We start from the raw sequence: 22,436 nt of genomic DNA, 5'->3' as shown, positions 1-22,436 counted from the left end.
GTGGGAGTGGCCTTCTGTCGCCAAAACAGCAGAAAGCGACCTTCTGCATTCGAGCGAGCACAAAAAAGCCCGGCACATTGGCCGGGCTTTTTATTGGCTGAGACTCAGCGGGCGCGATAGGTGATGCGGCCCTTGCTCAGGTCATATGGCGTCAGTTCGACGCGGACCTTGTCGCCAGTGAGAATGCGGATGTAGTTCTTGCGCATCTTTCCGGAGATGTGCGCGGTTACGACGTGCCCGTTTTCCAACTCCACGCGGAACATGGTGTTGGGCAGGGTGTCGACGACAGTACCTTCCATTTCGAAGCTGTCTTCTTTCGACATGCAGTAAAGCCCTCGGTATCCAGTGAATGGCCCGATACGCAACTGCACCGGGCAAAAAAGTGGCGTGGATTATGCCCGAAAACTGTGTTTCAAGCCAATGCTTTCAATTGAGGGTAACCCAGCGCTGGTTGATCAGCAGTTCAATGGGCCGGTACTGGGTCTTGTAGTTCATTTTCTTGCAGTTCTTGATCCAGTAGCCGAGGTAGACCGCATCGAGGTTTTGCCGCAGGGCTTCGGTGATCTGCCAGAGGATGGCATAGCGCCCAAGGCTGCGGCGCTCCTGCTCGGGCTCATAGAAGGTGTAGACCGCAGATAGGCCGTTGGGCAGCAGATCGCTCACGGCCACCGCCATGAGTTTGCCTTCCAGGCGGAACTCATAGAACCAGCAGAACGGCAGGTCGCGCACCAGGAAAGTGGAGAACTGGTCACGGCTGGGGGGGTACATGTCGCCATCGGCATGGCGTTGCTCGATGTAGCGGCGGTACAGGTCGAAATATTCTTCGCGAAACGCCGGGCGCGCGGCGGTGACGGTCAGATCGGCGTTGCGTTTGAGGATGCGCCGTTGCTGGCGGTTGGGGATGAAGCGCGCAGCCGGAATGCGCGCGGGCACGCAGGCGTTGCAGTTCTGGCAATGAGGGCGGTACAGGTGATCGCCGCTGCGGCGAAAGCCCATTTCCGACAGGTCGGCATACACATGCACGTCCATCGGTTGGCTGGGGTCCAGGAACAGCGTAGTGGCCTGCTCCTCTGGCAAATAGCTGCAGGAGTGGGGTTGAGTGGCATAGAACTTCAACCGCGCCAGCTCTGTCATGATCAACCCCTCGGTAAGACTTTGACTTAAGTGTAAGCCAGCTGGCAGAACTCGCCTAGCGAGCCCAGGTCGCCGTGTTTGGGGTATCGAGATAGCGTGCCAGGTGCTCTGCAAAGCAGGCCCGGCTGATGGCGCGGGCGCCGAGGCTGTGCAGATGGTTGGTCGGCATCTGGCAGTCGATCAGCACGAATCCGGCGGCTTTGAGGTGCTCGACCAGGGCTACGAAGCCGACCTTGGACGCATTGTCGGCGCGGCTGAACATAGACTCGCCGAAAAACAGTCGGCCCATGGCCAGGCCATATAGCCCGCCCACCAGTTGACCGTCGCGGCGTACCTCGACCGAGTGGGCGATGCCACGTCGGTGCAGTTCGCAGTAGGCCGCCTGCATGTTGTCGGTGATCCAGGTGCCGTCGGCATAATCGCGTGGCGCGGCGCAGGCGGCGATGACGGCGGGGAAGTCGGTGTCGAAGCTGACCTGGTAATGGCCTTGGCGGATGAACTTGGCCAATGAGCGCGATACGTGCAGCTCGTCCGGGAAAAGCACGGTGCGAGGATCCGGTGACCACCACAGGATCGGTTGGCCATCCTGGTACCACGGGAAGCAGCCATGGCGATAAGCCTGCACCAAGCGCTCCGGCGTCAGGTCGCCGCCTGCGGCCAGCAGGCCGTTGGGGTCGTGCAGGGCTTTTTCCAGGGGCGGGAAGTTCAGCGAGTCGCGGGTCAGCCAGGTGAGCATGGTCTTTCGGCGGTGGGGGAGGGGAGGTCAACCAGCATGGCGCGCTGGTGGTGTGAGGTCAATGTGTGGCCTTGTGGTGTCAGCCGTTGGCGCGTCTGGGCGCAGGCTGGCACTTTGCGAGGTAATTTCCTGCCCATTCAGGCGTCCATCGGCACCATCCGGCACATTTGCTGTCATACCTGTGCAAAAACACAGCATAAGCCTTTGTCACGAAAGAAAATGCGTGCTCAAATTGCACCCATAGGAAATCCGCGCCGCTCCAGCCTCACCTGGCGTGCCGCCATGGCGGCTGGCGGGCAGTAATGTTAAAAGTAGTGGTTCATTGACCGGACACCGGGTCGATCACTACTGGACGCGCAGCAAGCGCAGGAATAGACGCGTTTTGAAGAAATCCACCGCAACCCCGCCCCCTTTGCCCGTGCCCCTGTGGCGACAGCAGCTGCATTACCGCCTCAAGGAAGGTGCGCTGATCGCTGTCGGCGCCCTGTGCCTGTACCTGTGGATGGCACTGCTGACCTACGACACGTCGGACCCAGGCTTCAGTCACACCAGCAATGCCGAACAGGTGCAGAACGCCGCTGGCCGCGCCGGTGCCTACTTTGCCGATATCCTGTTCATGGTGCTGGGCTACTTCGCCTATATCTTCCCGTTGCTGCTGGCGATCAAGACCTGGCAGATCTTCCGCGAGCGTCACCAGCCCTGGCAGTGGAGCGGCTGGCTGTTTTCCTGGCGGTTGATCGGGTTGGTATTCCTGGTGCTGTCGGGCGCGGCGCTGGCGCATATCCATTTCCATCCACCGGCGAGCATGCCGTTCTCTGCCGGTGGTGCCTTGGGCGAAAGCCTGGGCGATCTGGCGCGCAACCTGTTGAACGTGCAGGGCAGCACCTTGATGTTCATCGCCCTGTTCCTGTTCGGCCTGACGGTCTTCACCGACCTGTCCTGGTTCAAGGTGATGGACATCACCGGCAAGATCACGCTCGATCTGTTCGAACTGGTGCAGAGCGCGGCCAACCGTTGGTGGGAAGCGCGCAACGAGCGCAAGCGCCTGGTGGCGCAACTGCGCGAGGTGGATGAGCCGATCCTCGATGTGGCGCCGATGGCCGCCGAGAAGCGCGAGCCGATCAAGCCTCAGCCGCGCGAACGCATCAGCGAACGTGACGAAGCGCCCGCCCGGCCTGTGCTACCACGCGAACCTGTGGTGCCACGCGAGCAACCGGTCGCGCCGGTGATCATGCCGCCAACCCCGGTCAAGGCGCCTGAACCGAGCAAGCGGGTGATGAAGGAGAAGCAGGCACCGCTGTTCGTCGATAGCGCCGTGGAAGGTACCTTGCCGTCAATCTCCATTCTCGACCCGGCCGAGCAGAAGAAGATCGAGTACTCGCCAGAATCCCTGGCCGGTGTAGGCCAATTGCTGGAAATCAAGCTCAAGGAGTTCGGCGTCGAAGTTGCGGTGGACTCGATCCATCCGGGTCCGGTGATCACGCGTTACGAGATCCAGCCGGCCGCCGGCGTGAAGGTCAGCCGCATCGCCAACCTGGCCAAGGACCTGGCGCGTTCGCTGGCAGTGACCAGCGTGCGCGTGGTTGAAGTCATCCCGGGCAAGACCACCGTGGGTATCGAGATTCCCAATGAAAACCGGCAGATGGTGCGCTTCTCCGAGGTGCTGTCCACGCCGCAGTACGACGAGCAAAAGTCGCCGGTCACCCTGGCCCTGGGCCATGACATCGGCGGCAAGCCGGTGATCACTGACCTTGCCAAGATGCCGCACCTGCTGGTGGCCGGTACCACCGGTTCCGGTAAGTCGGTGGGTGTCAACGCCATGATCCTGTCGATCCTGTTCAAATCCAGTCCTGAAGATGCGCGGTTGATCATGATCGACCCGAAGATGCTCGAGCTGTCGATCTACGAGGGTATTCCGCATCTGCTCTGCCCGGTGGTCACTGACATGAAGGACGCCGCCAATGCACTGCGCTGGAGCGTGGCCGAGATGGAGCGGCGCTACAAGCTGATGGCCGCCATGGGCGTGCGGAACCTGGCGGGCTTCAACCGCAAGATCAAGGATGCCCAGGAGGCCGGCGAGGTCATCCACGACCCGCTGTACCGCCGCGAGAGCATGGACGACGAGCCGCCTGCGCTGAAGACGCTGCCGACCATCGTGGTGATCGTCGACGAGTTCGCCGACATGATGATGATCGTCGGCAAGAAGGTCGAAGAGCTGATTGCCCGTATCGCCCAGAAGGCACGGGCCGCCGGTATTCACCTGATTCTTGCCACCCAGCGTCCGTCGGTGGATGTGATCACCGGCCTGATCAAGGCCAACATTCCGACCCGCATGGCGTTCCAGGTGTCCAGCAAGATCGACTCTCGGACCATCATCGACCAGGGTGGCGCCGAGCAGTTGCTCGGTCACGGTGACATGCTCTACATGCCGCCGGGCACCAGCCTGCCGATCCGTGTGCATGGTGCGTTCGTCTCCGACGACGAGGTGCACCGGGTCGTCGAAGCCTGGAAGCTGCGCGGCGCGCCGGACTACAACGACGACATCCTCAACGGCGTCGAGGAAGCCGGTAGCGGCTTCGAGGGCGGCGGTGGTGGCGGCGGCGATGGCGACGATCCGGAAGCCGATGCGTTGTACGACGAAGCCGTGCAGTTCGTACTGGAAAGTCGTCGGGCGTCCATTTCCGCGGTGCAGCGCAAGTTGAAGATCGGCTATAACCGCGCCGCTCGGATGATCGAGGCGATGGAGATGGCCGGTGTGGTCACCCCCATGAACAGCAACGGCTCGCGGGAAGTGATTGCCCCGGGCGGCCCACGCGATTGATGATCACCTTGCCGGACGTCGAAGGCGGCGCCCGGCCCATTCACTGTTCAACGAGGATTCCCATGCGCGCGATTCGCATGCTGTTGGTTTCTGCCCTGGCCCTGGGCGCTGTGTCGGCCCAGGCCGATGAGAAGGACGTTGCACGCCTGACCCAGTTGCTGGAGAAGTCGCAGACCATCTCGGCTCGTTTCTCACAACTTACCCTCGATGCCAGCGGCACGAGCTTGCAGGAAACCAGTGGCGAGATGTCCGTCAAGCGCCCAGGCCTGTTCTACTGGCACACTGATGCGCCTCAGGAGCAGGTGGTGGTGTCCGACGGGCAGAAGGTCACCCTGTGGGACCCGGACCTGGAGCAGGCCACCATCAAGAAGCTCGACGTGCGACTGAACCAGACCCCGGCGCTGTTGCTGTCCGGTGATGTGTCCAAGATCAGCCAGAGCTTCGATATCACCTCCAAGGAACAGGGCGAAGTCATGGACTTCACCTTGAAACCCAAGACCAAGGACACCTTGTTCGACTCTCTGCGTGTGTCGTTCCGCCGCGGTCTGATCAACGACATGCAACTGGTCGACAGCGTGGGTCAGCGCACCAATATCCTGTTCAACGGGGTCAAGGCCAACGAGGCGATCCCGGCGAGCAAGTTCCAGTTCAAGATCCCGGAAGGCGCCGACGTCATCCAGGAGTAATGAGAGCGCATCATGGACCTGTTTCGAAGCGAACCTGTCGCCCAGCCCCTGGCCGCCCGGCTGCGTCCGTCCAACCTGGACGAGTACGTCGGCCAGGAGCACCTGCTGGCGCGTGGCAAGCCGCTGCGTGAGGCGCTGGAACAGGGCGCGCTGCACTCGATGATCTTCTGGGGGCCGCCTGGAGTGGGCAAGACCACCCTGGCGCGGTTGTTGGCGCAGTTCTGCGACGCTCACTTCGAGACGGTGTCGGCGGTGCTGGCCGGGGTCAAGGAGATCCGCCAGGCGGTAGAGGTGGCCAAGCAGCAGGCGGGCCAGTATGGTCGCCGGACCATCCTGTTCGTCGATGAGGTGCACCGCTTCAACAAGTCCCAGCAGGATGCCTTTCTGCCTTATGTGGAAGACGGCACGCTGATCTTCATCGGTGCCACCACCGAGAACCCCTCGTTCGAATTGAACAACGCCTTGCTGTCTCGGGCTCGGGTGTATGTGCTCAAGAGCCTGGACGAAGCGGCCTTGCGCAAGTTGGTCAACCGCGCCCTGACCGAGGAACGCGGCCTTGGTGCACGCCAGCTGAGTGTCGGTGACGACGCTTTCAAAATGCTAATGGCGGCAGCTGACGGCGATGGCCGGCGGATGCTCAACTTGCTGGAGAACGCTTCGGATCTCGCTGAGGACGGCGGCGAGATCGGCGTCGATCTGTTGCAGAGCTTGCTCGGCGACAGCCGGCGTCGCTTCGACAAGGGGGGCGAGGCCTTCTACGACCAGATCTCGGCGTTGCACAAGTCTGTGCGGGGCTCCAATCCCGATGCGGCGTTGTACTGGTATGCGCGTATGCTCGACGGCGGCTGCGATCCGCTGTACATCGCTCGTCGAGTGGTGCGCATGGCCAGCGAGGACATCGGCAACGCCGATCCTCGCGCCTTGAGCCTGTGCCTGGCTGCCTGGGATGTGCAGGAGCGTCTGGGCAGCCCCGAGGGGGAGCTGGCGGTGGCTCAGGCCATTACCTACATCGCCTGCGCGCCGAAGAGCAATGCCGTGTACATGGGCTTCAAGGCCGCCATGCGCGAAGCCGCCGAGCACGGTTCCCTGGAGGTGCCGTTGCACTTGCGCAACGCTCCGACCAAGCTGATGAAGCAGCTGGGGTATGGCGAGGAATACCGCTACGCCCACGACGAGCCTGATGCGTACGCCGCAGGTGAAGACTACTTCCCCGAACAGCTCGAGCCACGCCAGTACTACCAGCCGGTACCCCGGGGCCTGGAGCTCAAGATAGGTGAGAAACTGCGCCACCTGGCCGAGTTGGACCGCACCAGCCCCCGGCAACGGAGAAAGCCATGATCGGCCTCATCGCCGCGGTCAGCGCGGGCGGTATCGCCGGAACCCTGTTGCGCTTTGCCACGAGCAATTGGGTGGCGGCACACTGGCCACGCCACTTCTATCTCGGTACGCTGGCGGTCAACCTGATCGGCTGCCTGCTGATCGGCCTGCTCTATGGCTTGTTCCTGCACAAGCCGCTGGCGCCGGTCGAGCTGCGCGCCGGGCTGATCGTCGGCTTTCTGGGTGGCCTGACGACTTTTTCTTCTTTCTCGCTCGATACCGTGCGCCTGATGGAAAGTGGGCAAGTTCCGCTGGCCTTGGGCTATACCGGTATTAGCGTAATCGGCGGGCTGCTTGCCACTTGGGCCGGCCTGTCGCTGACCAAATTCTGAACCAACACTCACATAACGAGAGAACGATATGCTCGATTCCAAACTGTTACGCGGCCAACTTCAGGAAGTGGCGGATCGCCTGGCCTCCCGTGGCTTCAGCCTGGATGTCGCGCGCATCGAATCCCTGGAAGAGCGCCGTAAGGCCGTGCAGACCCGCACCGAGCAACTGCAGGCCGAGCGTAACGCCCGTTCCAAGTCGATCGGCCAGGCCAAGGCCAAGGGTGAAGACATCGCGCCGCTGATGGCGGATGTCGAGCGCATGGCTGGCGAGCTGGCCGAGGGCAAGGCAGAGCTGGATGCCATCCAGGCCGAACTTGACGCTATCGTGCTGACCATCCCCAACCTGCCGGACGCCAGCGTTCCAGTCGGCCCGGACGAGGAGGCCAACGTCGAGGTGCGCCGTTGGGGAACGCCGCGTGACTTCGATTTCGAGATCAAGGACCACGTGGCACTGGGCGAGATCAGCGGCGGCCTGGACTTCGAGACCGCGGCCAAGCTCTCCGGCGCACGCTTTGCCCTGCTGCGTGGCCCGATCGCCCGCATGCACCGCGCCCTGGCCCAGTTCATGATCAATCTGCACACCAGCGAGCACGGCTACGAGGAGGCCTATACCCCGTATCTGGTGCAAGCGCCGGCCCTGCAGGGCACCGGCCAGTTGCCGAAGTTCGAGGAAGACCTGTTCAAGATCGCCCGTGAAGGCGAGGCGGACTTCTACCTGATTCCGACCGCCGAAGTGTCGCTGACCAACATCGTCGCCGGCGAGATCATCGATGCCAAGCAACTGCCGATCAAGTTCGTCGCCCACACTCCGTGCTTCCGCAGCGAAGCCGGTGCTTCGGGTCGCGATACCCGCGGCATGATCCGCCAGCACCAGTTCGACAAGGTCGAGATGGTGCAGATCGTCGAGCCGTCCAAGTCGATGGAAGCGCTCGAAGGCCTGACCGCCAACGCCGAGCGCGTGCTGCAGGCCTTGGAGCTGCCCTACCGTGTCCTGGCCCTGTGCACCGGCGACATGGGCTTTAGCGCCGTGAAGACCTACGATCTGGAAGTCTGGGTGCCGAGCCAGGGCAAGTACCGCGAGATCAGCTCCTGCTCGAACTGCGGCGACTTCCAGGCCCGCCGCATGCAGGCCCGCTGGCGCAATCCGGAGACCGGCAAGCCTGAGCTGGTGCATACCCTCAACGGCTCAGGCCTGGCGGTCGGCCGCACCCTGGTGGCGGTGCTGGAGAACTATCAGCAGGCCGATGGCTCGATTCGCGTGCCGGAAGTGCTCAAGCCCTACATGGGTGGTGTCGAGGTCATCCGCTAAATGGATTACCTGCCGCTGTTCCACAAGCTGCAGGGTGGTCGGGTACTGGTCGTCGGTGGCGGTGAGATCGCCCTGCGCAAGGCGCGTCTGCTGGCCGACGCCGGCGCCGCGCTGCGGGTAGTGGCACCGGAGGTCGACGGCCAGCTGGCCGCGCTGGCCCGCGAGGGTGGCGGTGAGGTCTTGGTGCGCGGTTACCAGCCAGGCGACCTTGACGGTTGCCGGTTGGTGATCGCCGCCACCGACGACTCCGTGCTCAATGCCCAGGTCTCTGCCGATGCCCAGGCGCGTAGCCTGCCGGTCAACGTAGTGGATGCGCCGGCCCTGTGCACGGTGATTTTCCCCGCGATCGTCGATCGTTCGCCTTTGGTGGTGGCCGTGTCCAGTGGCGGCGACGCGCCAGTGCTGGCGCGGCTGATCCGCGCGCGCCTGGAGGCCTGGATTCCAGCCGCCTATGGCGAGTTGGCCGGTTTGGCCGCGCGTTTTCGCGACAAGGTCAAGGCGTTGTATCCGGACGTCAACCAGCGTCGCGGTTTCTGGGAGGATGTCTTTCAGGGGCCGATCGCCGAACGCCAGTTGGCCGGGCAGGGCAGCGAGGCCGAGCGCCTGTTGCAGGCGAAGGTCGATGGTGCGCCGGTGCAGCAAGGGGGCGAGGTGTATCTGGTCGGTGCCGGCCCGGGTGACCCGGACCTGCTGACCTTCCGTGCCTTGCGCCTGATGCAGCAGGCCGATGTGGTGCTGTATGACCGATTGGTGGCGCCGGCGATCATCGAGATGTGCCGACGTGATGCCGAGCGGATCTACGTTGGCAAGCGCCGCGCCGATCATGCGGTGCCGCAGGAGCAGATCAATCGCCTGCTGGTGGACCTGGCGCGCCAGGGCAAGCGAGTGTTGCGCCTGAAGGGCGGCGACCCGTTCATCTTCGGTCGTGGTGGTGAGGAGATCGAAGAGCTGGCCGAGGAGGGTATCCCGTTTCAGGTGGTACCGGGCATCACCGCGGCCAGTGGTTGCTCAGCTTATGGCGGAATTCCGCTGACCCATCGGGATTATGCCCAGTCGGTGCGCTTCGTCACCGGGCATCTGAAGGATGGCACCAGCAACTTGCCTTGGGATGATCTGGTGGCGCCTGCCCAGACCCTGGTGTTCTACATGGGTCTGGTCGGCCTGCCGACCATCTGCGCCGAACTGATTCGCCATGGCCGCGCGGCCAGTACCCCGGCGGCGTTGGTGCAACAGGGGACCACACGTAACCAGCGGGTGTTCACTGGGACCCTGGCGGATCTTCCGGCGCTGGTGGCGCGTCATGAAGTGCATGCGCCGACTCTGGTGATTGTCGGGGAGGTGGTGCGGCTACGCGAGAAGCTGGCGTGGTTCGAAGGATCACAACAAGGGTGACATGATTGGGGCCGCTAAGCGGCCCCAGCTGTTTCAAGCCTGCCAGATGCCTTTGCCCGCCAGCCGCTCGCGGTCATGCGGCTGGTTGAAATCCTGCAGCGGTCCTTTGGGCACGATGCCATTCGGGTTGATGGTCTTGTGGCTCATGTAATAGTGCTTCTGGATGTGCTCCATGTTCACGGTCCCGGCCACGCCCGGCCACTGGTACAGCTCGCGCAGCCAGTTGGACAGGTTCGGGTAGTCGGCCAGGCGACGCAGGTTGCACTTGAAGTGGCCGTGGTACACGGCGTCGAAGCGCACCAGGGTAGTGAACAGACGTACGTCGGCCTCGGTGAGATATTCCCCCGCCAGGTAGCGTTGACGGCCCAACAGGGTCTCGAGGTGATCCAGTTCAGCGAACACCTGATCGAACGCCGCCTCGTAGGCCTCTTGGGTGGTGGCGAAGCCTGCACGGTACACGCCGTTGTTCACCGCCGGGTAGATGCGTTCGTTGAGTGCATCGATGGTCGGGCGAAGCGGCTCGGGGTAGAGGTCCAGCCGGTTGCCTGTCAGCTCATCGAAGGCGCTGTTGAAAATGCGGATGATCTCTGCCGACTCGTTGTTGACGATGCGCTTTTGCTGTTTGTCCCACAGCACCGGTACCGTCACGCGGCCGGTGTAGTGTGGGTCATCCTGGGTATAGCGCTGGTGAAGGTACTGCAGGTCGTCCAGGTGGTCGCCGGTGGAGCCGTGCTGACGATCGAAGGTCCAGCCATGCTCGCCCATCAGCCAACCCACTACAGAGACATCGATCAGCGGTTCCAGGCCCTTGAGGGCACGGAAGATCAAGGTGCGGTGAGCCCAGGGACAGGCCAGGGAGACGTACAAGTGGTAGCGCCCGGCTTCGGCGGCAGGTAGTTGATTACGGCGTTGGGCGTTCTCGCGCTGGAATGCGCCGTCCTTGCTGTTCTGGTACCACTGGTCATGCCAGCGGCCGTCGATTAAAAGGCCCATGGTGAGCTCCTCGGAACATAGTCGTTTGTCGTTGGAGCTCAGTCTAGGCAACTCTGTTCGAATAAATAGCGCAAAGACTGCGGCGATCGGATCGATTTATTCGATGTTTTTACGTTGCGTCCAGTAGTTGCGTGCGGTTTCGAAGGCCTGCTCACGGCTTTGCCCAAGCCCACGCAGGGCCATCGCCATGGTCGCCAGCACTGCCAGTTCGCCATAGCTGTCCTCGGCTTCGCCGCGCCATACCTTCAACAGGTGCTCAGGTTGCAGGGTGGCTGGTTTGACGTGGCGCTGGGCACTCAGCGCCGGCCATTCTTCGTCCCAGGCTGCGCCGGCGGTGGTGCCATGGAGATGGCTGATCACATCGGGGTTGACCTCGATCTCCCCGCCGTCGCCCTTGATCACCACGGCATGGTCGCCCAGTAGACGGCTCGCCTCGCGATGCACAGCCTGGTAGCCGGGATGGAAGATGCTTTGCAGGCCGCAGCGTGCGCCCAGCGGATTGAGCACCCGGGCCAGCGAGTGAATCGGCGAGCGCAGCCCCAAGGTGTTGCGCAGATCGATCATGCGCTGCAGTTGCGGGGCCCAGTCCTGCAGCGGTGCGAAGGCCAGGCAGCGCTCTTCCAGGGCCTGGGCTACAGCGGGCCAGTCGCGGCACAGGGGGATGTCCAGCAAGTCCAGCAATTGCTCGGTATACAGGCGCCCGGCGGTGTGCGCACCGCCGCCATGCAGGATAATGCGCACACCGTTACCCGCCAGGCATTTGACCGCAAGCAGGTACCAAGGCAGATGGCGCTTCTTGCCGGCGTACGTGGGCCAGTCCAGGTCCACGTTGATGGTAGGGGGCTGCAGGTGAGCGCGTAAGGCCTCGGTGAAGCCGGCGAGCTCCTCGGCGCTTTCCTCCTTGTGCCGCAGCAGCATGAGGAAGGCGCCCAGTTGGGTGTCTTCGACCTTGCCCTCGAGCAGCAGAGTCATGGCCGTGCGGGCCTCCTCACGGGTCAGGCCACGGGCGCCGCGCTTGCCTTTGCCGAGAATGCGCACGAATTCAGCGAAGGGATGTTCGGCGGGGGGTTGCAAAGTGAGTGGACGAGCGATGGTCATATGCAGTTGGTTGGCTTGGGCAGGCCCGCCAGCTTGGCAGCGAGTTTGGCGGGAGTGCCATTGAACAGACGATTGAGGTGCGGACTGTTGCCTTTTTCCGGGCCTAGCTTGAGGGCGGTGTACTTGATCAGCGGGCGGGTGGCCGGTGACAGCTGGAACTCGTCGTAGAACTGGCGCAGCACTTCCAGTACCTCCCAGTGCTCAGGCGTCAGCGCAATATTCTCGCGTGCGGCCAGCGCTTGGGCGACTTCAGGGGACCACGCTTGCAAGTCGGCCAGAAAGCCGTCCTTGTCCAGGGCGACCTGCTGATCGCCGACAGTGAGGTTGCTCATAGCCAGCTGTTGACCTTGTGGTAATGCAGTGACAGTTCGACGAAGGCCGGATAGTCCACAGGCTCGGCTAATGCGCTTTCGATGGCGCGGGCCTGCAGATCCTCGGCGAGGGCGTAAAGGCGGTTACCTAAGGCGGCGGCTTCGAGCTTGCGCCATGGCTCACTGCCGGCGCGCAGAGCATAGACAGCGTCGCCGCACAGCAGCAGAGCATCATCCGTGCCCAGCAGGCGTAGGCAGCTGTCCAGACGATTGTCGCCGAAGGGCGAATGGCTGATTACATGCAAGGTCGTCATCAGAGTGTCACCACCTGGTCGAAACGGGCAATCAGGGCGGTCAGGCCTGCATCATCCAGCACCTCGACCGCCAGCTCCAGCGCGTCACCCGCCAGGCCGCGCTCGGCCAGGCTGTGGCCGCAGGCGAACAGTTCCTCGACACCGAACATCGGCAGCGCCTGGAGATTGGCAGCGAGATTTTTCTGTTGCAGTGCGCCAGGCTGCTGGCCGGGAGCGAGTTGGAATACGCCATCATCGAGAAAGAGCATGCCCAGGGGCAAATCGAAGGCGCCGCCGGCCAGGGCGATATCCAGGGCCTCACGGGCGCTGGGGCCGTTCCAGGGCGCCTGGCGGCTGATGATCAACAGGGATTTGGCCATCTCAATCACCTCCGAAGCAGACCAGGCGGTCGGCCACTTGTGCTGCCTCATGCAACTGGCCGAGGCCCGACAGCTCCCAAGGGGCCGGCAGGTTCACGGCCGGGCGCTGGTAGCGGTTGGCTTCGCTCTCATCCAGCACGCCTCGACGCAGGGCTGCGGCGATGCAGACCACGGCATCCAGCCGATGGCTATCGATGAAGTCGCGCCATTGGGCGGTAACGTCCAGTTCATCTTGGGGGGCAACGATATTGGCCGAGGCGCTGTGTACCCCGTCCTGGTAGAAGAACAGCCGGGCAATCTCGTGCCCAGCGGCCAGCGCTGCCTCGGCGAAACGCAGGGCGCGACGCGAGGAGGGCGCATGGGCCGGGGAAAAAACCGCGATGGCGAATTTCATGGAAAGCTCGTGCAAGGGGATGGGGCCATGATAAAGCAAAAAGCCCGCACCTGTCGGCGCGGGCTTTTTGGGTCAACGCAAGCATGCGTCAGGCCTGGCCCTTGCTCTCTGGCAGGAACCAATTCAGCACCAGGGCGCAGATGCCGCCGGTGGCCACGCCCGACTCCAGCACGTTACGCAGCGCCGCCGGCATGTGCGCGAGGAACTCCGGCACTTGTGCCACGCCCAGGCCTAGGGCCAGGGATACCGAGATGATGAGCAGTGCCCGACGGTCCAGGCGGGTGCTGGCCAGGATGTTGATACCCGACGCTGCTACTGCGCCGAACATCACCATGGCTGCGCCACCGAGCACTGGTTCAGGCACTGCCTGGATCACACCGGCAACGCTGGGGAACAGGCCCAGCAGCACCAGCATAAGGGCAATCCACACACCGATATGGCGACTGGCGATGCCGGTCAGCTGAATGACGCCGTTGTTCTGCGCAAAGATTGAGCTGGGGAAGGTATTGAACACGCCAGCTAACAGCGAGTTGGCACCGTTGACCAGCACGCCACCCTTGATGCGCTGCATCCACAGCGGGCCTTCGACCGGCTGGCGCGAGACTTTGCTGGTGGCCGTGACGTCACCGATGGCTTCCAGCGAAGTCACCAGATAGATCACCAGCATCGGTATGAACAGGGCCCACGAGAAGCTCAGGCCAAAGTGCAGCGGCATCGGCACTTGAAACAGCGCGGCTTCATGCATGCCGGTGAAGTCCAGGCGGCCGAGGTAGCCGGCCAGGGCATAGCCCACGGCGAGGGCGATGACGATGGCGCAGCTGCGCATCCACACCACCGGAATGCGGTTGAGGATCACGATGATCGCCAGCACAACGCCCGACAGCAGCAGGTTCTCGCCGTTGGCGAAAGTGCCGTTACCCATGGCGGTGAAGCCGCCTCCCATGCTGATCAGGCCCACCTTGATCAGCGTAAGACCGATCATCAGCACCACGATGCCGGTCACCAGAGGGGTGATCAGGCGTTTGACGAACGGGAGGATGCGTGACACGCCCATCTCCACGAAAGAGCCGGCGATCACCACACCGAAAATTGCAGCCATCACGCTCTCTACCGGGGTGCCCTGCTTGACCATCAGCGCACCGCCTGCGATCAGCGGTCCGACGAAGTTGAAGCTGGTGCCCTGCACGATCAACAGCCCAGCGCCGAACGGCCCGAAGCGCTTGCACTGGACGAAGGTCGCGATACCGGAAATCACCAGCGACATGGAGACGATCAGGTTGGTATCACGCGGGGAAACCCCCAAAGCCTGGCAGATCAGCAGGCCAGGAGTGACGATCGGGACGATGATCGCCAGCAGGTGCTGAAGTGCAGCCAGCAGGCCGATCAACGGCCTTGGCTTGTCCTCTAGACCGAGGACCAGTTCATTGGCAGGCGCCGTCGCGCCCGGCCCGTGTTCGATGGAACTCATGGGAAGCTGCCCAGGATGAAAAAAGGAGCGCATTCTACGGGGCAAGACTGGATTGGGGTAGGGGGAAATGCGTGAAGGCGGCCGTACCTGAGGCCTGACAGGTTTTAGCAGGATAACGCGTTGTCCATGTATTCGCAGGGCACTAGGCTGGCTGGCCCCGCGGTGGGGTGTGCAGGAACTCGAAAGTCACCCATGAAAAAGCCCGCCGAAGCGGGCTCTTTCTAGTAGCAGGGCTATCAGTCGTCACGGCCCATGATGCCGAACAGCTGCAACAGGCTGACGAACAGGTTGTAGATCGATACATACAGGCTGATGGTCGCCATGATGTAGTTGCGCTCACCACCGTGGATGATCGCACTCGTCTGGAACAGGATGCAGACCGACGAGAACAGCACGAAGCCCGCGCTGATCGCCAGTTGCAGACCGCTGATCTGGAAGAAGAAGCTGGCCACGACAGCGCCCAGCAGCACGAAGAAGCCAGCGGTGATGAAGCCGCTGAGGAAGCTCATGTCCTTACGGGTGACCAGCACGTAGGCCGACAGACCACCGAATACGAGGGCGGTCATCGCGAAGGCCGAGCTCACCACTTCGGCGCCGCCACTCATGCCCAGATAACGGTTGAGGATCGGGCCGAGGATGAAACCCATGAAGCCGGTGAGTGCGAAGGTGGAGACCAGACCCCAGACCGAATCACGCAGCTTGGCGGTGAGGAAGAACAGACCGTAGAAACCGATCAGTACCACGAACACGTTCGGGTAACCGACTCGCATCTGTTGGGCCACGAATGCCATGACGCCGCTGAAGGCGAGGGTGAGCGCCAGCAGACTGTATGTGTTGCGCAGGACGCGGCTGACTTCCTGCTGCTCGGCCTGCTGGCCGTGGTGGACGGCATAATCCTGTTCGCGCATGGCGACACTCCTGTGGTGTGAATCTGTGGTTTCGAAACGAATGGTTGCAATGAGGATACCAGAGCAGCTGCAAGCCGCGACACAGAGAGTTTGACAGCTTGTTTCATTACGGTATGATTGCGGCCGCAAAATTGATCCTGGAAGCGTGGCCGAGTGGTTTAAGGCAACGGTCTTGAAAACCGTCGATGGGCAACTATCCTAGAGTTCGAATCTCTACGCTTCCGCCAAATTTCTCATTAAAGCCCCTGAAAACGGGGCTTTTTTGTGTGTGATGATTTTTCTACCCATGTTTGTACCCACTTGAAGAAAATGCCTGTGATGGCGGTTTTGTATAATTTATCGAGTCGAGTGCCTGGCGAGGCACGGCTGGAGGGTTATGATTTGGCAAATTTTGTCAAGCACGGACTCTGCCAGATGCTCTCAAGCCCTTTTTCGATGATCAGATCAGTCAGCGAGGCTACAGCACCGGTAGTGAATATTTGCGAGAGCTGATTCGCAAGGACCAGGATCGGCAGCATCTGCGAGGCTTGCTACTGGCTGGCGCTGAATCAGGCCCAATTGCTCCTGCGGATGGTGACTATTTCGAATCTCTACGCGCCAAGGTTGTTAAGACTCAAGGGTGAGGGCCAAGCCCGTCATTTCTTTGGGCTCTTGCCAACCAAGACGTAGAAGACGTTATCAGCTATTACCTTGGTGAGCAGGCGGAGCAGGTTGCACTCGGTTTTATCGATGCCCTGGAAAATGCCTATATCCACATCAGCCGCCACCCGGCCTCGGGCATGCCTCTGTACGTTAATGAGCTGAATTTATCAAGGTTGCTCTACTGGCCGCGGAGGCGCTATCCCTATCTGATGTTCTACGTTGAGCGCGTCGACCATGTCGATGAATGGCGTGTTTTACATGGGGTGAGGGACATTCCTGGATGGTTGGTTGAAAGCCTCTCTCATTAGCTGCAAGCAGGCGGTCATCTATAAAAGCCATCGCTGGGTTCAGCACAGCTTAATAGGCTATATCTACCCATTTGTGATCGGGTGGGCGGTGCAAAAGGTCAGATCAGCCTTTCACTAGTAAGCGCGTGCTTGGTTGCAATGATGCGAAGTTCTCTTTGAACGCCCTTCATCCTTTTCTCTACCTCGAGTCGCGCTTGCGTTTCATCACCTTCGAAAGGAGGTTGAGCTGCCTCCAAAGACAGTTCCCACATGACGACAAGCTCGACTTGGCGTTCCAGGTGCTTCATAGCCTCTTCCAGCTGGGCCTTGAGGAGGGACTTCGCTTGGTTGGCTATTTGTCGCTCGATTTGGGCAGTTTTCTTCAACTGCTCTTCCCGCGCCTGCTGCGTCTTGGTCATGGCGTACAGGCCATCGATGAGGGCAGCGACTATCGAGGTTTCCGGTTGATCGTGCTTGTTGGCCAGGTGGCGGAGCCTCGTCACGGTCTTGGTCGGGAGGGAGAAGGTGCATGCCTTCCTGCCGTTGATCGGCGAGCGGTATCTACGCTGTCGTAGAGCGTTCTTCAAGCGCTCGATCAGTTTTATTCCTTCCGTGGTCTGTTCGATATCCTTGATGATCTGTGTCGTCCTGGCGTAGCCCGGGTTGTCGAATCGACCCAGGAAGATGTCTCTGGGGGCGCGCTTGCGCAAATAGGCTTCCGCCCACTCCCACTCGTTTTGGCGCAGCCAATTCGTGTTGTCCTCAGTCACCATTCCACCCTCTGTCTGGATGTCTTCTTTGTAATCCTGTCATGGGCATCCTGCAATGGTTTTTGTCGCGTTACGGTAACGTTATGCGTTTGTCGTATATTTATTTATGTAATTTTTTACAGGGTGTATAAACTGTTCTTTATTTGTCGAAGGATTTAAGCTTTGCTGATTATCGACTGCATGAGCGTGAGTCTGACGGGTTGTGGGGTAGAGGCAAGGTTTCTGCTGGAAGCAATGGCTTGCCGTGCTTTGCGCGATGGTGCTGACACGATTCCCGGCAATGCTAAGGCAATGGCCAAATGGCTCCATGTCTCGGAGCGGATGGTGAGCGGCGCCCTCGTCGAGCTCGTTTCTTGCGGTGCGATATGCCGACTGTCGAGAGGGGTGGGCCGGGGGCGACCAGCAGTCACTTACCGGATCGCTGCCGCAGAGGTTGCGCTGCTGGCGGAAAAGAAAAGCTCATATGGGGCACACGCCAAACTCCTTGAGCGACTGTTCTCTGGAGACGATCTGACAGTAGAGATGCTGGGGGCAGTGTCCAAGACTGAATCGAATAGTGCAGCGCTGAGCAAGGTTGGAAGGCCGGCGCCCCCAGGCGCCCGCGGTCGCTTGAGTGCATCCAACCGATTGCTGCTGGGAACGTTATTGGTGCGTGCTGATAGCTTCGGGCAGGTGACCGGGGTAAGCAATCTGGAGTTAATCCGACTCACGGGGCTCGATGCCGAGAGTTTGAAACATCGGCTCAAGCGGTTGCTGGCAGTGGGGCTGATTCGTACCTACGTGCCGGGAGCATCAAGCTCGGTTTTCAGGGCTGGGAAGATCTCGAGTTCCTATTTTCTCAACCTGAACCATCCAGCTTTTGGATTGAAGCGAAACTGTGCGGTCGTGGTGCACCGACTGGGCTGGGAAGATGAGAGGCGTGTCTCACATGAGGAAAGCCTATGGAGAGATGTTCTTCGCGTAAGCAAACATGGCAGCGAAGTTCGAACTGAAACACCCTCGGCTGTGATCCGCTTTCTTGTTGGACAGAGGGGAGTGGTGTTCAGGCTTCTTCAATTCATGCTCCTGCAATATGCATCCGAATTGCTTGCTCGTCACTGGCGTGAGCTCGGAGCTACAGGTTTTGTCGACGGTGGCTGGGTTCGAGAAAGGATCGAGGGAGCCTTGCGAAAGTCATCCATGCCCGAAGGTGGCCAGGACGATGTCGACAAGGAGTGGAAAGCTGTCATCAGCTATTTTCACGGCGAAGTGCTCAAGATTGCTCGGGATTACAGGTCAAGATTCGGGCAGGCAGATTGGATTGAGTTCGATTCGGGAGGCTTGAGCATACTGCCGGTTTTACACGGCACAGGATATTCGATCATTACGGTGCTATTGCGGCCACCTCCGGAGTGGCTATCCGAGTGCACGGTGTTGCTGGAGGAAAGGCCCGGTGTCGTTAACCCCGAGTCGTACAGTGGAGAGGCTGATATGGACTTGGTTACGCGGATTCACTACGGGCTTGCATCTTACCCGGCCAAGCGGTTGCTGATGAAGTAGTTCAAATTTTACTACCCCCGCCAATCCTCTGAACGAATACGAGGAGCCCGTTCATGAGGATCATCCGCCTGAAAGAAGTAATCGACTCGACTGGCCTGGCCCGGTCGACCATCTACAAGTACATTTCGGAAGGCACCTTCCCGAAGCCGGTCTCGCTGGGCGACCGCTGTGTTGGCTGGGTCGAAAGCGAGGTGCACGACTGGATCTTGGCACGGATCGAGGATCGTGACCTGGCTGAGGGAGCACGATTGCGTGCCACCGGCCATCTGAGTGTGGCTAGCTAGAAATGATCATCTGCGCCATGACTGGCTACGGCTGGTCATGGCGCTTATGCCAGCAGTCTGATTCTGGGCGGGTCGACGATCTTCAGAAAGCCGGAGCGATGTTGCTCCCATCGTTCCGGCAGGCGCTGGTTAGGCACTGGCCACCATGGCACTGGCTCTGGTTTTTGTCCGGAATACATTTTTGGAGAAAACGTCGCTGTGGCTTGGAGAGCTGGTTGGATTTTCCCGAGCCAGTCGGAGCTTTCAGCTGCGGTGCGGGTAGTATGCTTTTACTAGCTATCACTACCCGAAGGCTTTCGCCTAACCCCTTAGTGGATGGGCATCACTGAGACCCAGCATACGGATGGGGAGCGATTATCTGTGACGGCTCCTCAACCAGCCGTTCAACTAAATCAGTTCGCCACGACAGGCCAGGTTCCTACCATCACGGATACGCTACGTGACCGAGCGTCCAGTTGAGAGTGTCCAGGCCAGGCGATATAACGGTTAAAAAATCACACACTAGGCAGTGGTTATGACACTCCAATCCTGAGAGCTCATAACCATGTTCGATGATAACCGCACCTATAACCATACCGCCCAGCGTTACCCACTCCGCCATCCCGACAATTCCAACCTCCGTCTGCATTACGACGAGACCTTCGAAGGCCTACCCCTGATGGTCGACAAGGGGCCTTTCATCCGGGAATATCTGTCGGACCTCAAACGCACCATCGAGCTAGCCTTGGCTGAATATCCGAGGCTGTTGGCATTCAGAGTGGATCTCCGGTTACCTCAGGGCATTGATCTACCTGACTACGCCTATACGAATCAGGTGATCAGTCGGTTTTTCGAGTCCTTCACGAAGAAGATCCACTATCACCAGAGGAAGGTGGGTGAGCGTGGCTACGTTCGCGACTGCAAAGTGCGATACGTCTGGTGTAGAGAGGTTCCACAACGCGGTAGGCCCCATTACCACGTGCTGATTTTGTTGAACCGTGATGCTTATTACACGGTAGGGCGTCTGGGTTCCGAGAGGGTGAACATGATCAGCCGTATGGAAGAGTCTTGGGCTGGTGCTTTGGGGGTATCGATCGAGCAGGTGAGAGGGCGGGTGCACATCCCCGAGAATGCTGAATATCGAGTCGACCGAGAAATCCGTCGTGGCAAGGTCGATGAATTGCCAGGGCTGTTCTATAGAGCTAGCTACCTGTGCAAGATGGCTACGAAGTCCTACGGAGGGCGTCAGCGAGGGTTTGGCGCCAGCAGGAGGTAGGACTAAGGTTATGTCGATCGCGAAACCTCAAAGCACAGATGTTAAACACGCCACTGGTCGAATGGGACCGCAAGCCAATTCAGCAAGTGATGATTGAACTTGGCGAATGTCTAAAGAAACCGGTTCAGTTCAGTCTTGCAAGAAAAGTCGGATCACAGCCTGTACCTTTGGTCCGAGGCTAGTGGAGTCTATATGGATGCTGCTGAGCTGGTGAAGAGCCAGGCAACCACCTGTACAGAGACGATGGTCATTGTAATTCTAAATGGAGAATCTGGTATTCGATATAGAATTTTTTCCTATAAATTGCCAAGCTATAGGCCTCATCATTACAAGAAGAACGGTCATTGCTCATGCTCTTTGCACAGAAATGCTCCATAGGCGCTAAGCTTCTAGTGTTGCCCATCTTGTTCGTGCTTGGCTTACTGTTTGTCTCCACTATGGCCTATTACGGGCTGGCTAGGCAGCAGGCAGTGATCAAAGAAATTCAACAGTTGCGCTTTCAGCAATATCGACAGGTTTTGGACACTACGACTGCCTTGCAGGCGGCGATTGTAGGTGCCTATGCCACGGGCTCACGCATACTTGAATCAGGTGGGAGTACGGCACAGGAGGAACTGGAGTCCTACTTCGAGGACATACGATCTAGTGTCGACGATATGCGTGCCGGCCTTGCCAATGGGGCTCGTGAGACACGCTTGGGTGACGACGAAAAAGCACTCTATCAAGCGGTGCAGGAACAGGCTGCTGTTGTTACCCAGGGTCTGGATGAATTTCAGCGTACAGCCTTAAAAGATCAGACTCAGGCTACTTCGTTGTTAGGACGGATACGCGCCGACAGCGACGGCTTGCAAGCGAAGTTCAACCGCCTATTAGCGATGCAAGCGCAACTGACTTCTAATGCGTTTGCCGCGGCCGATGCTTCGCAGCGTCAGGTGTCAAAGATGCTAATAGTGGTGTCACTGGCCGCCAGTGTTCTGGCATTGCTGGTCAGTCTTTTGTTACGAGGGCAGATCTTGCGCCCCATCCGGGAAATCGAGCAGGCATCGATCAGGTTGCGAGACGGTGATCTGACGTACCGAGTGCGCTTGATCGGTGGCGACGAGATCGCTCACACTGCGCAGGCGTTCAATGAACTAATTGACAGTTTCCAGCAGGCGATGCGTCAGGTTGCCGTGGTAGCCGCCTCGGTCAGTGCATCGGCTGAGACGCTGGTAGGCGCCTCGGCGCAGGTGGCCGAGAGCTCCTCAGCACAGACCGGTGCGGTTGGGGTAGTATCGATGACCATCGAGCAGATGAGCGCCAGTATTGCCGCCATCTCCAACCATGCCCAGAGCCTGCGAGGTTCGGCCGAGGCTAGCTTGCGAGGCACGCAGGACGGACACTTGGCGCTGTCGCGTCTACTCGAAAACATCGACAGCGTACGGCTGGCATTCTTAGCGATTCGCGGCTCGGTAGGTGCTTTTGTCGAAAGCACCTCGGCGATTACCGCCAGTATCACCCAGGTCAAGGATCTCTCTGCACAAACCAACTTGCTGGCGCTCAATGCGGCGATCGAGGCGGCGCGGGCAGGTGAAAGTGGGCGCGGCTTCAGTGTGGTAGCAGATGAAGTGCGTCAGTTAGCGCAACGCTCGGCCCAAGCGGCCAATTCAATCAATGATTTGACAGTTAACCTTGAAGGCCAGTCCGAGGCGGTTGGCGACGCTCTGCATGCAGGCACTGTGGCACTGGATGACAGTGGCAGGCTATTGAGCGAACTGGAGAGCACTTTGCAGCAAGCTGCGGACCTAGTTGGGAACTCGACTAAAGGTGTAGACCAGATCGCTGATGCGGTGAGTGTGCAAAGCGAGGGCGGGCGAGGGATCGCGGAGCACATCGAGCACATTGCCCGTATGGCTGGGGAAGGAGATGCGATTACACGTCAAGTTTCTGGAGCGGTGGTATCACTGCGTGAGTTTTCGGAGGAACTGAGCCTGGCGGTGAGTCGCTTCCGCTTCTAAATCTGTTTTTGTGGGGAGCGGCGCATGCGC

The 22,436-nt window shown here is 60.2% G+C and carries 24 protein-coding genes and 1 tRNA gene; 13 read left to right on the top strand and 12 right to left on the bottom strand.

The features are described from left to right. Positions 1-104: 104 nt before the first annotated feature. The 3 genes from infA to aat form a co-directional block, all read right to left on the bottom strand. The gene (gene infA / locus R6G97_RS12430) at positions 105-323 is read right to left on the bottom strand and encodes a translation initiation factor IF-1 (RefSeq protein ID WP_002553999.1); all 219 of its coding nucleotides are present in this window, start codon (positions 321-323) and stop codon (positions 105-107) included. Positions 324-426: 103 nt separating this feature from the next. Further along, positions 427-1,134: an arginyltransferase gene (locus R6G97_RS12425; RefSeq protein WP_043212238.1), complete on the bottom strand. Its 708-nt coding sequence runs from the start codon at positions 1,132-1,134 to the stop codon at positions 427-429. Positions 1,135-1,189: 55 nt separating this feature from the next. Then, positions 1,190-1,870, bottom strand: a complete 681-nt coding sequence (gene aat / locus R6G97_RS12420) for a leucyl/phenylalanyl-tRNA--protein transferase (protein ID WP_043212240.1) — start codon at positions 1,868-1,870, stop codon at positions 1,190-1,192. Positions 1,871-2,192: 322 nt separating this feature from the next. On the opposite strand from aat, the gene R6G97_RS12415 reads away from it, so the two are divergent. The 6 genes from R6G97_RS12415 (at position 2,193) to cysG (ending at position 9,787) form a co-directional block, all read left to right on the top strand. Next, complete coding sequence (locus R6G97_RS12415) at positions 2,193-4,691, top strand: DNA translocase FtsK (protein WP_377735719.1); 2,499 nt, start codon at positions 2,193-2,195, stop codon at positions 4,689-4,691. A 62-nt stretch (positions 4,692-4,753) separates the two neighbouring features. Next, positions 4,754-5,377, top strand: a complete 624-nt coding sequence (gene lolA, locus R6G97_RS12410) for an outer membrane lipoprotein chaperone LolA (protein WP_043212241.1) — start codon at positions 4,754-4,756, stop codon at positions 5,375-5,377. A 12-nt stretch (positions 5,378-5,389) separates the two neighbouring features. Continuing rightward, positions 5,390-6,715 (top strand): replication-associated recombination protein A, encoded by a 1,326-nt coding sequence (locus tag R6G97_RS12405; protein WP_043212243.1) that lies wholly within the window; start codon positions 5,390-5,392, stop codon positions 6,713-6,715. Beyond that, positions 6,712-7,086 carry a fluoride efflux transporter CrcB gene (crcB, locus tag R6G97_RS12400; protein ID WP_043212246.1) on the top strand — a complete coding sequence of 125 codons (375 nt, stop codon included), beginning with the start codon at positions 6,712-6,714 and terminating at the stop codon, positions 7,084-7,086. The genes R6G97_RS12405 and crcB overlap by 4 nt, the downstream gene beginning before the upstream one ends. 28 nt (positions 7,087-7,114) lie before the next feature. Beyond that, complete coding sequence (gene serS / locus R6G97_RS12395) at positions 7,115-8,395, top strand: serine--tRNA ligase (RefSeq protein ID WP_043212249.1); 1,281 nt, start codon at positions 7,115-7,117, stop codon at positions 8,393-8,395. Continuing rightward, positions 8,396-9,787, top strand: coding sequence for a siroheme synthase CysG (gene cysG / locus R6G97_RS12390; protein ID WP_043212251.1), 1,392 nt, complete (start codon positions 8,396-8,398; stop codon positions 9,785-9,787). A 33-nt stretch (positions 9,788-9,820) separates the two neighbouring features. On the opposite strand, the gene R6G97_RS12385 is transcribed toward cysG, so the two are convergent. The 8 genes from R6G97_RS12385 to R6G97_RS12350 all read right to left on the bottom strand — a co-directional run bounded on the left by R6G97_RS12385 (position 9,821) and on the right by R6G97_RS12350 (position 15,632). Continuing rightward, positions 9,821-10,780, bottom strand: a complete 960-nt coding sequence (locus R6G97_RS12385) for a glutathione S-transferase family protein (RefSeq protein ID WP_317847043.1) — start codon at positions 10,778-10,780, stop codon at positions 9,821-9,823. A gap of 96 nt (positions 10,781-10,876) precedes the next feature. Continuing rightward, positions 10,877-11,878, bottom strand: coding sequence for a glycosyl transferase family protein (locus R6G97_RS12380; RefSeq protein WP_317847042.1), 1,002 nt, complete (start codon positions 11,876-11,878; stop codon positions 10,877-10,879). Further along, positions 11,875-12,210, bottom strand: a complete 336-nt coding sequence (locus tag R6G97_RS12375) for a TusE/DsrC/DsvC family sulfur relay protein (protein WP_317847041.1) — start codon at positions 12,208-12,210, stop codon at positions 11,875-11,877. The genes R6G97_RS12380 and R6G97_RS12375 overlap by 4 nt, the downstream gene beginning before the upstream one ends. Then, positions 12,207-12,503: a sulfurtransferase complex subunit TusB gene (gene tusB / locus R6G97_RS12370; RefSeq protein WP_317847040.1), complete on the bottom strand. Its 297-nt coding sequence runs from the start codon at positions 12,501-12,503 to the stop codon at positions 12,207-12,209. The genes R6G97_RS12375 and tusB overlap by 4 nt, the downstream gene beginning before the upstream one ends. Beyond that, positions 12,503-12,862: a sulfurtransferase complex subunit TusC gene (gene tusC / locus R6G97_RS12365; protein ID WP_043212262.1), complete on the bottom strand. Its 360-nt coding sequence runs from the start codon at positions 12,860-12,862 to the stop codon at positions 12,503-12,505. Before tusC ends, tusB begins: the two co-directional genes overlap by 1 nt. A gap of 1 nt (position 12,863) precedes the next feature. Next, a complete protein-coding gene (gene tusD, locus R6G97_RS12360) occupies positions 12,864-13,256 on the bottom strand; it encodes a sulfurtransferase complex subunit TusD (RefSeq protein ID WP_317847039.1) in 393 nt (130 codons plus the stop codon). An 88-nt stretch (positions 13,257-13,344) separates the two neighbouring features. After that, on the bottom strand, positions 13,345-14,724 hold the full coding sequence (locus R6G97_RS12355) for a nucleobase:cation symporter-2 family protein (protein ID WP_043212265.1): 1,380 nt from the start codon (positions 14,722-14,724) through the stop codon (positions 13,345-13,347). 236 nt (positions 14,725-14,960) lie between these two features. Next, the gene (locus tag R6G97_RS12350; protein WP_043212266.1) at positions 14,961-15,632 is read right to left on the bottom strand and encodes a Bax inhibitor-1/YccA family protein; all 672 of its coding nucleotides are present in this window, start codon (positions 15,630-15,632) and stop codon (positions 14,961-14,963) included. Positions 15,633-15,771: 139 nt separating this feature from the next. Between R6G97_RS12350 and R6G97_RS12345 the strand changes: the two genes are divergently transcribed. The 3 genes from R6G97_RS12345 (at position 15,772) to R6G97_RS12335 (ending at position 16,582) form a co-directional block, all read left to right on the top strand. Continuing rightward, a tRNA-Ser gene (locus R6G97_RS12345) sits at positions 15,772-15,859 on the top strand. A 180-nt stretch (positions 15,860-16,039) separates the two neighbouring features. Further along, the gene (locus R6G97_RS12340) at positions 16,040-16,255 is read left to right on the top strand and encodes a ribbon-helix-helix domain-containing protein (RefSeq protein WP_082421386.1); all 216 of its coding nucleotides are present in this window, start codon (positions 16,040-16,042) and stop codon (positions 16,253-16,255) included. A 54-nt stretch (positions 16,256-16,309) separates the two neighbouring features. Beyond that, entirely contained in the window at positions 16,310-16,582 is a 273-nt protein-coding gene (locus R6G97_RS12335) for a type II toxin-antitoxin system RelE/ParE family toxin (protein ID WP_082421385.1), read from the top strand. Between the two features lie 98 nt (positions 16,583-16,680). Here R6G97_RS12335 and R6G97_RS12330 read toward each other — a convergent pair whose 3' ends face one another. Further along, a complete protein-coding gene (locus R6G97_RS12330; protein ID WP_060493181.1) occupies positions 16,681-17,334 on the bottom strand; it encodes a hypothetical protein in 654 nt (217 codons plus the stop codon). Positions 17,335-17,493: 159 nt separating this feature from the next. Between R6G97_RS12330 and R6G97_RS12325 the strand changes: the two genes are divergently transcribed. From R6G97_RS12325 to R6G97_RS12310, 4 genes are all read left to right on the top strand, one after another. Next, entirely contained in the window at positions 17,494-18,870 is a 1,377-nt protein-coding gene (locus R6G97_RS12325; RefSeq protein WP_060493180.1) for a hypothetical protein, read from the top strand. Positions 18,871-18,923: 53 nt separating this feature from the next. After that, positions 18,924-19,154, top strand: a complete 231-nt coding sequence (locus R6G97_RS12320) for a helix-turn-helix transcriptional regulator (protein ID WP_060493179.1) — start codon at positions 18,924-18,926, stop codon at positions 19,152-19,154. A gap of 544 nt (positions 19,155-19,698) precedes the next feature. Continuing rightward, a complete protein-coding gene (locus tag R6G97_RS12315) occupies positions 19,699-20,409 on the top strand; it encodes an inovirus Gp2 family protein (protein WP_060493178.1) in 711 nt (236 codons plus the stop codon). Between the two features lie 350 nt (positions 20,410-20,759). Next, on the top strand, positions 20,760-22,406 hold the full coding sequence (locus R6G97_RS12310; RefSeq protein ID WP_060493190.1) for a methyl-accepting chemotaxis protein: 1,647 nt from the start codon (positions 20,760-20,762) through the stop codon (positions 22,404-22,406). Positions 22,407-22,436 lie beyond the last annotated feature (30 nt).

It is taken from the genome of Pseudomonas sp. HTZ2 (assembly GCF_033173945.1).
Taxonomy (GTDB): Bacteria; Pseudomonadota; Gammaproteobacteria; order Pseudomonadales; family Pseudomonadaceae; genus Aquipseudomonas; species Aquipseudomonas guariconensis.
Note: the sequence above shows the minus strand (reverse complement) of the source record. Positions and strands in the feature narration are given on the sequence as shown.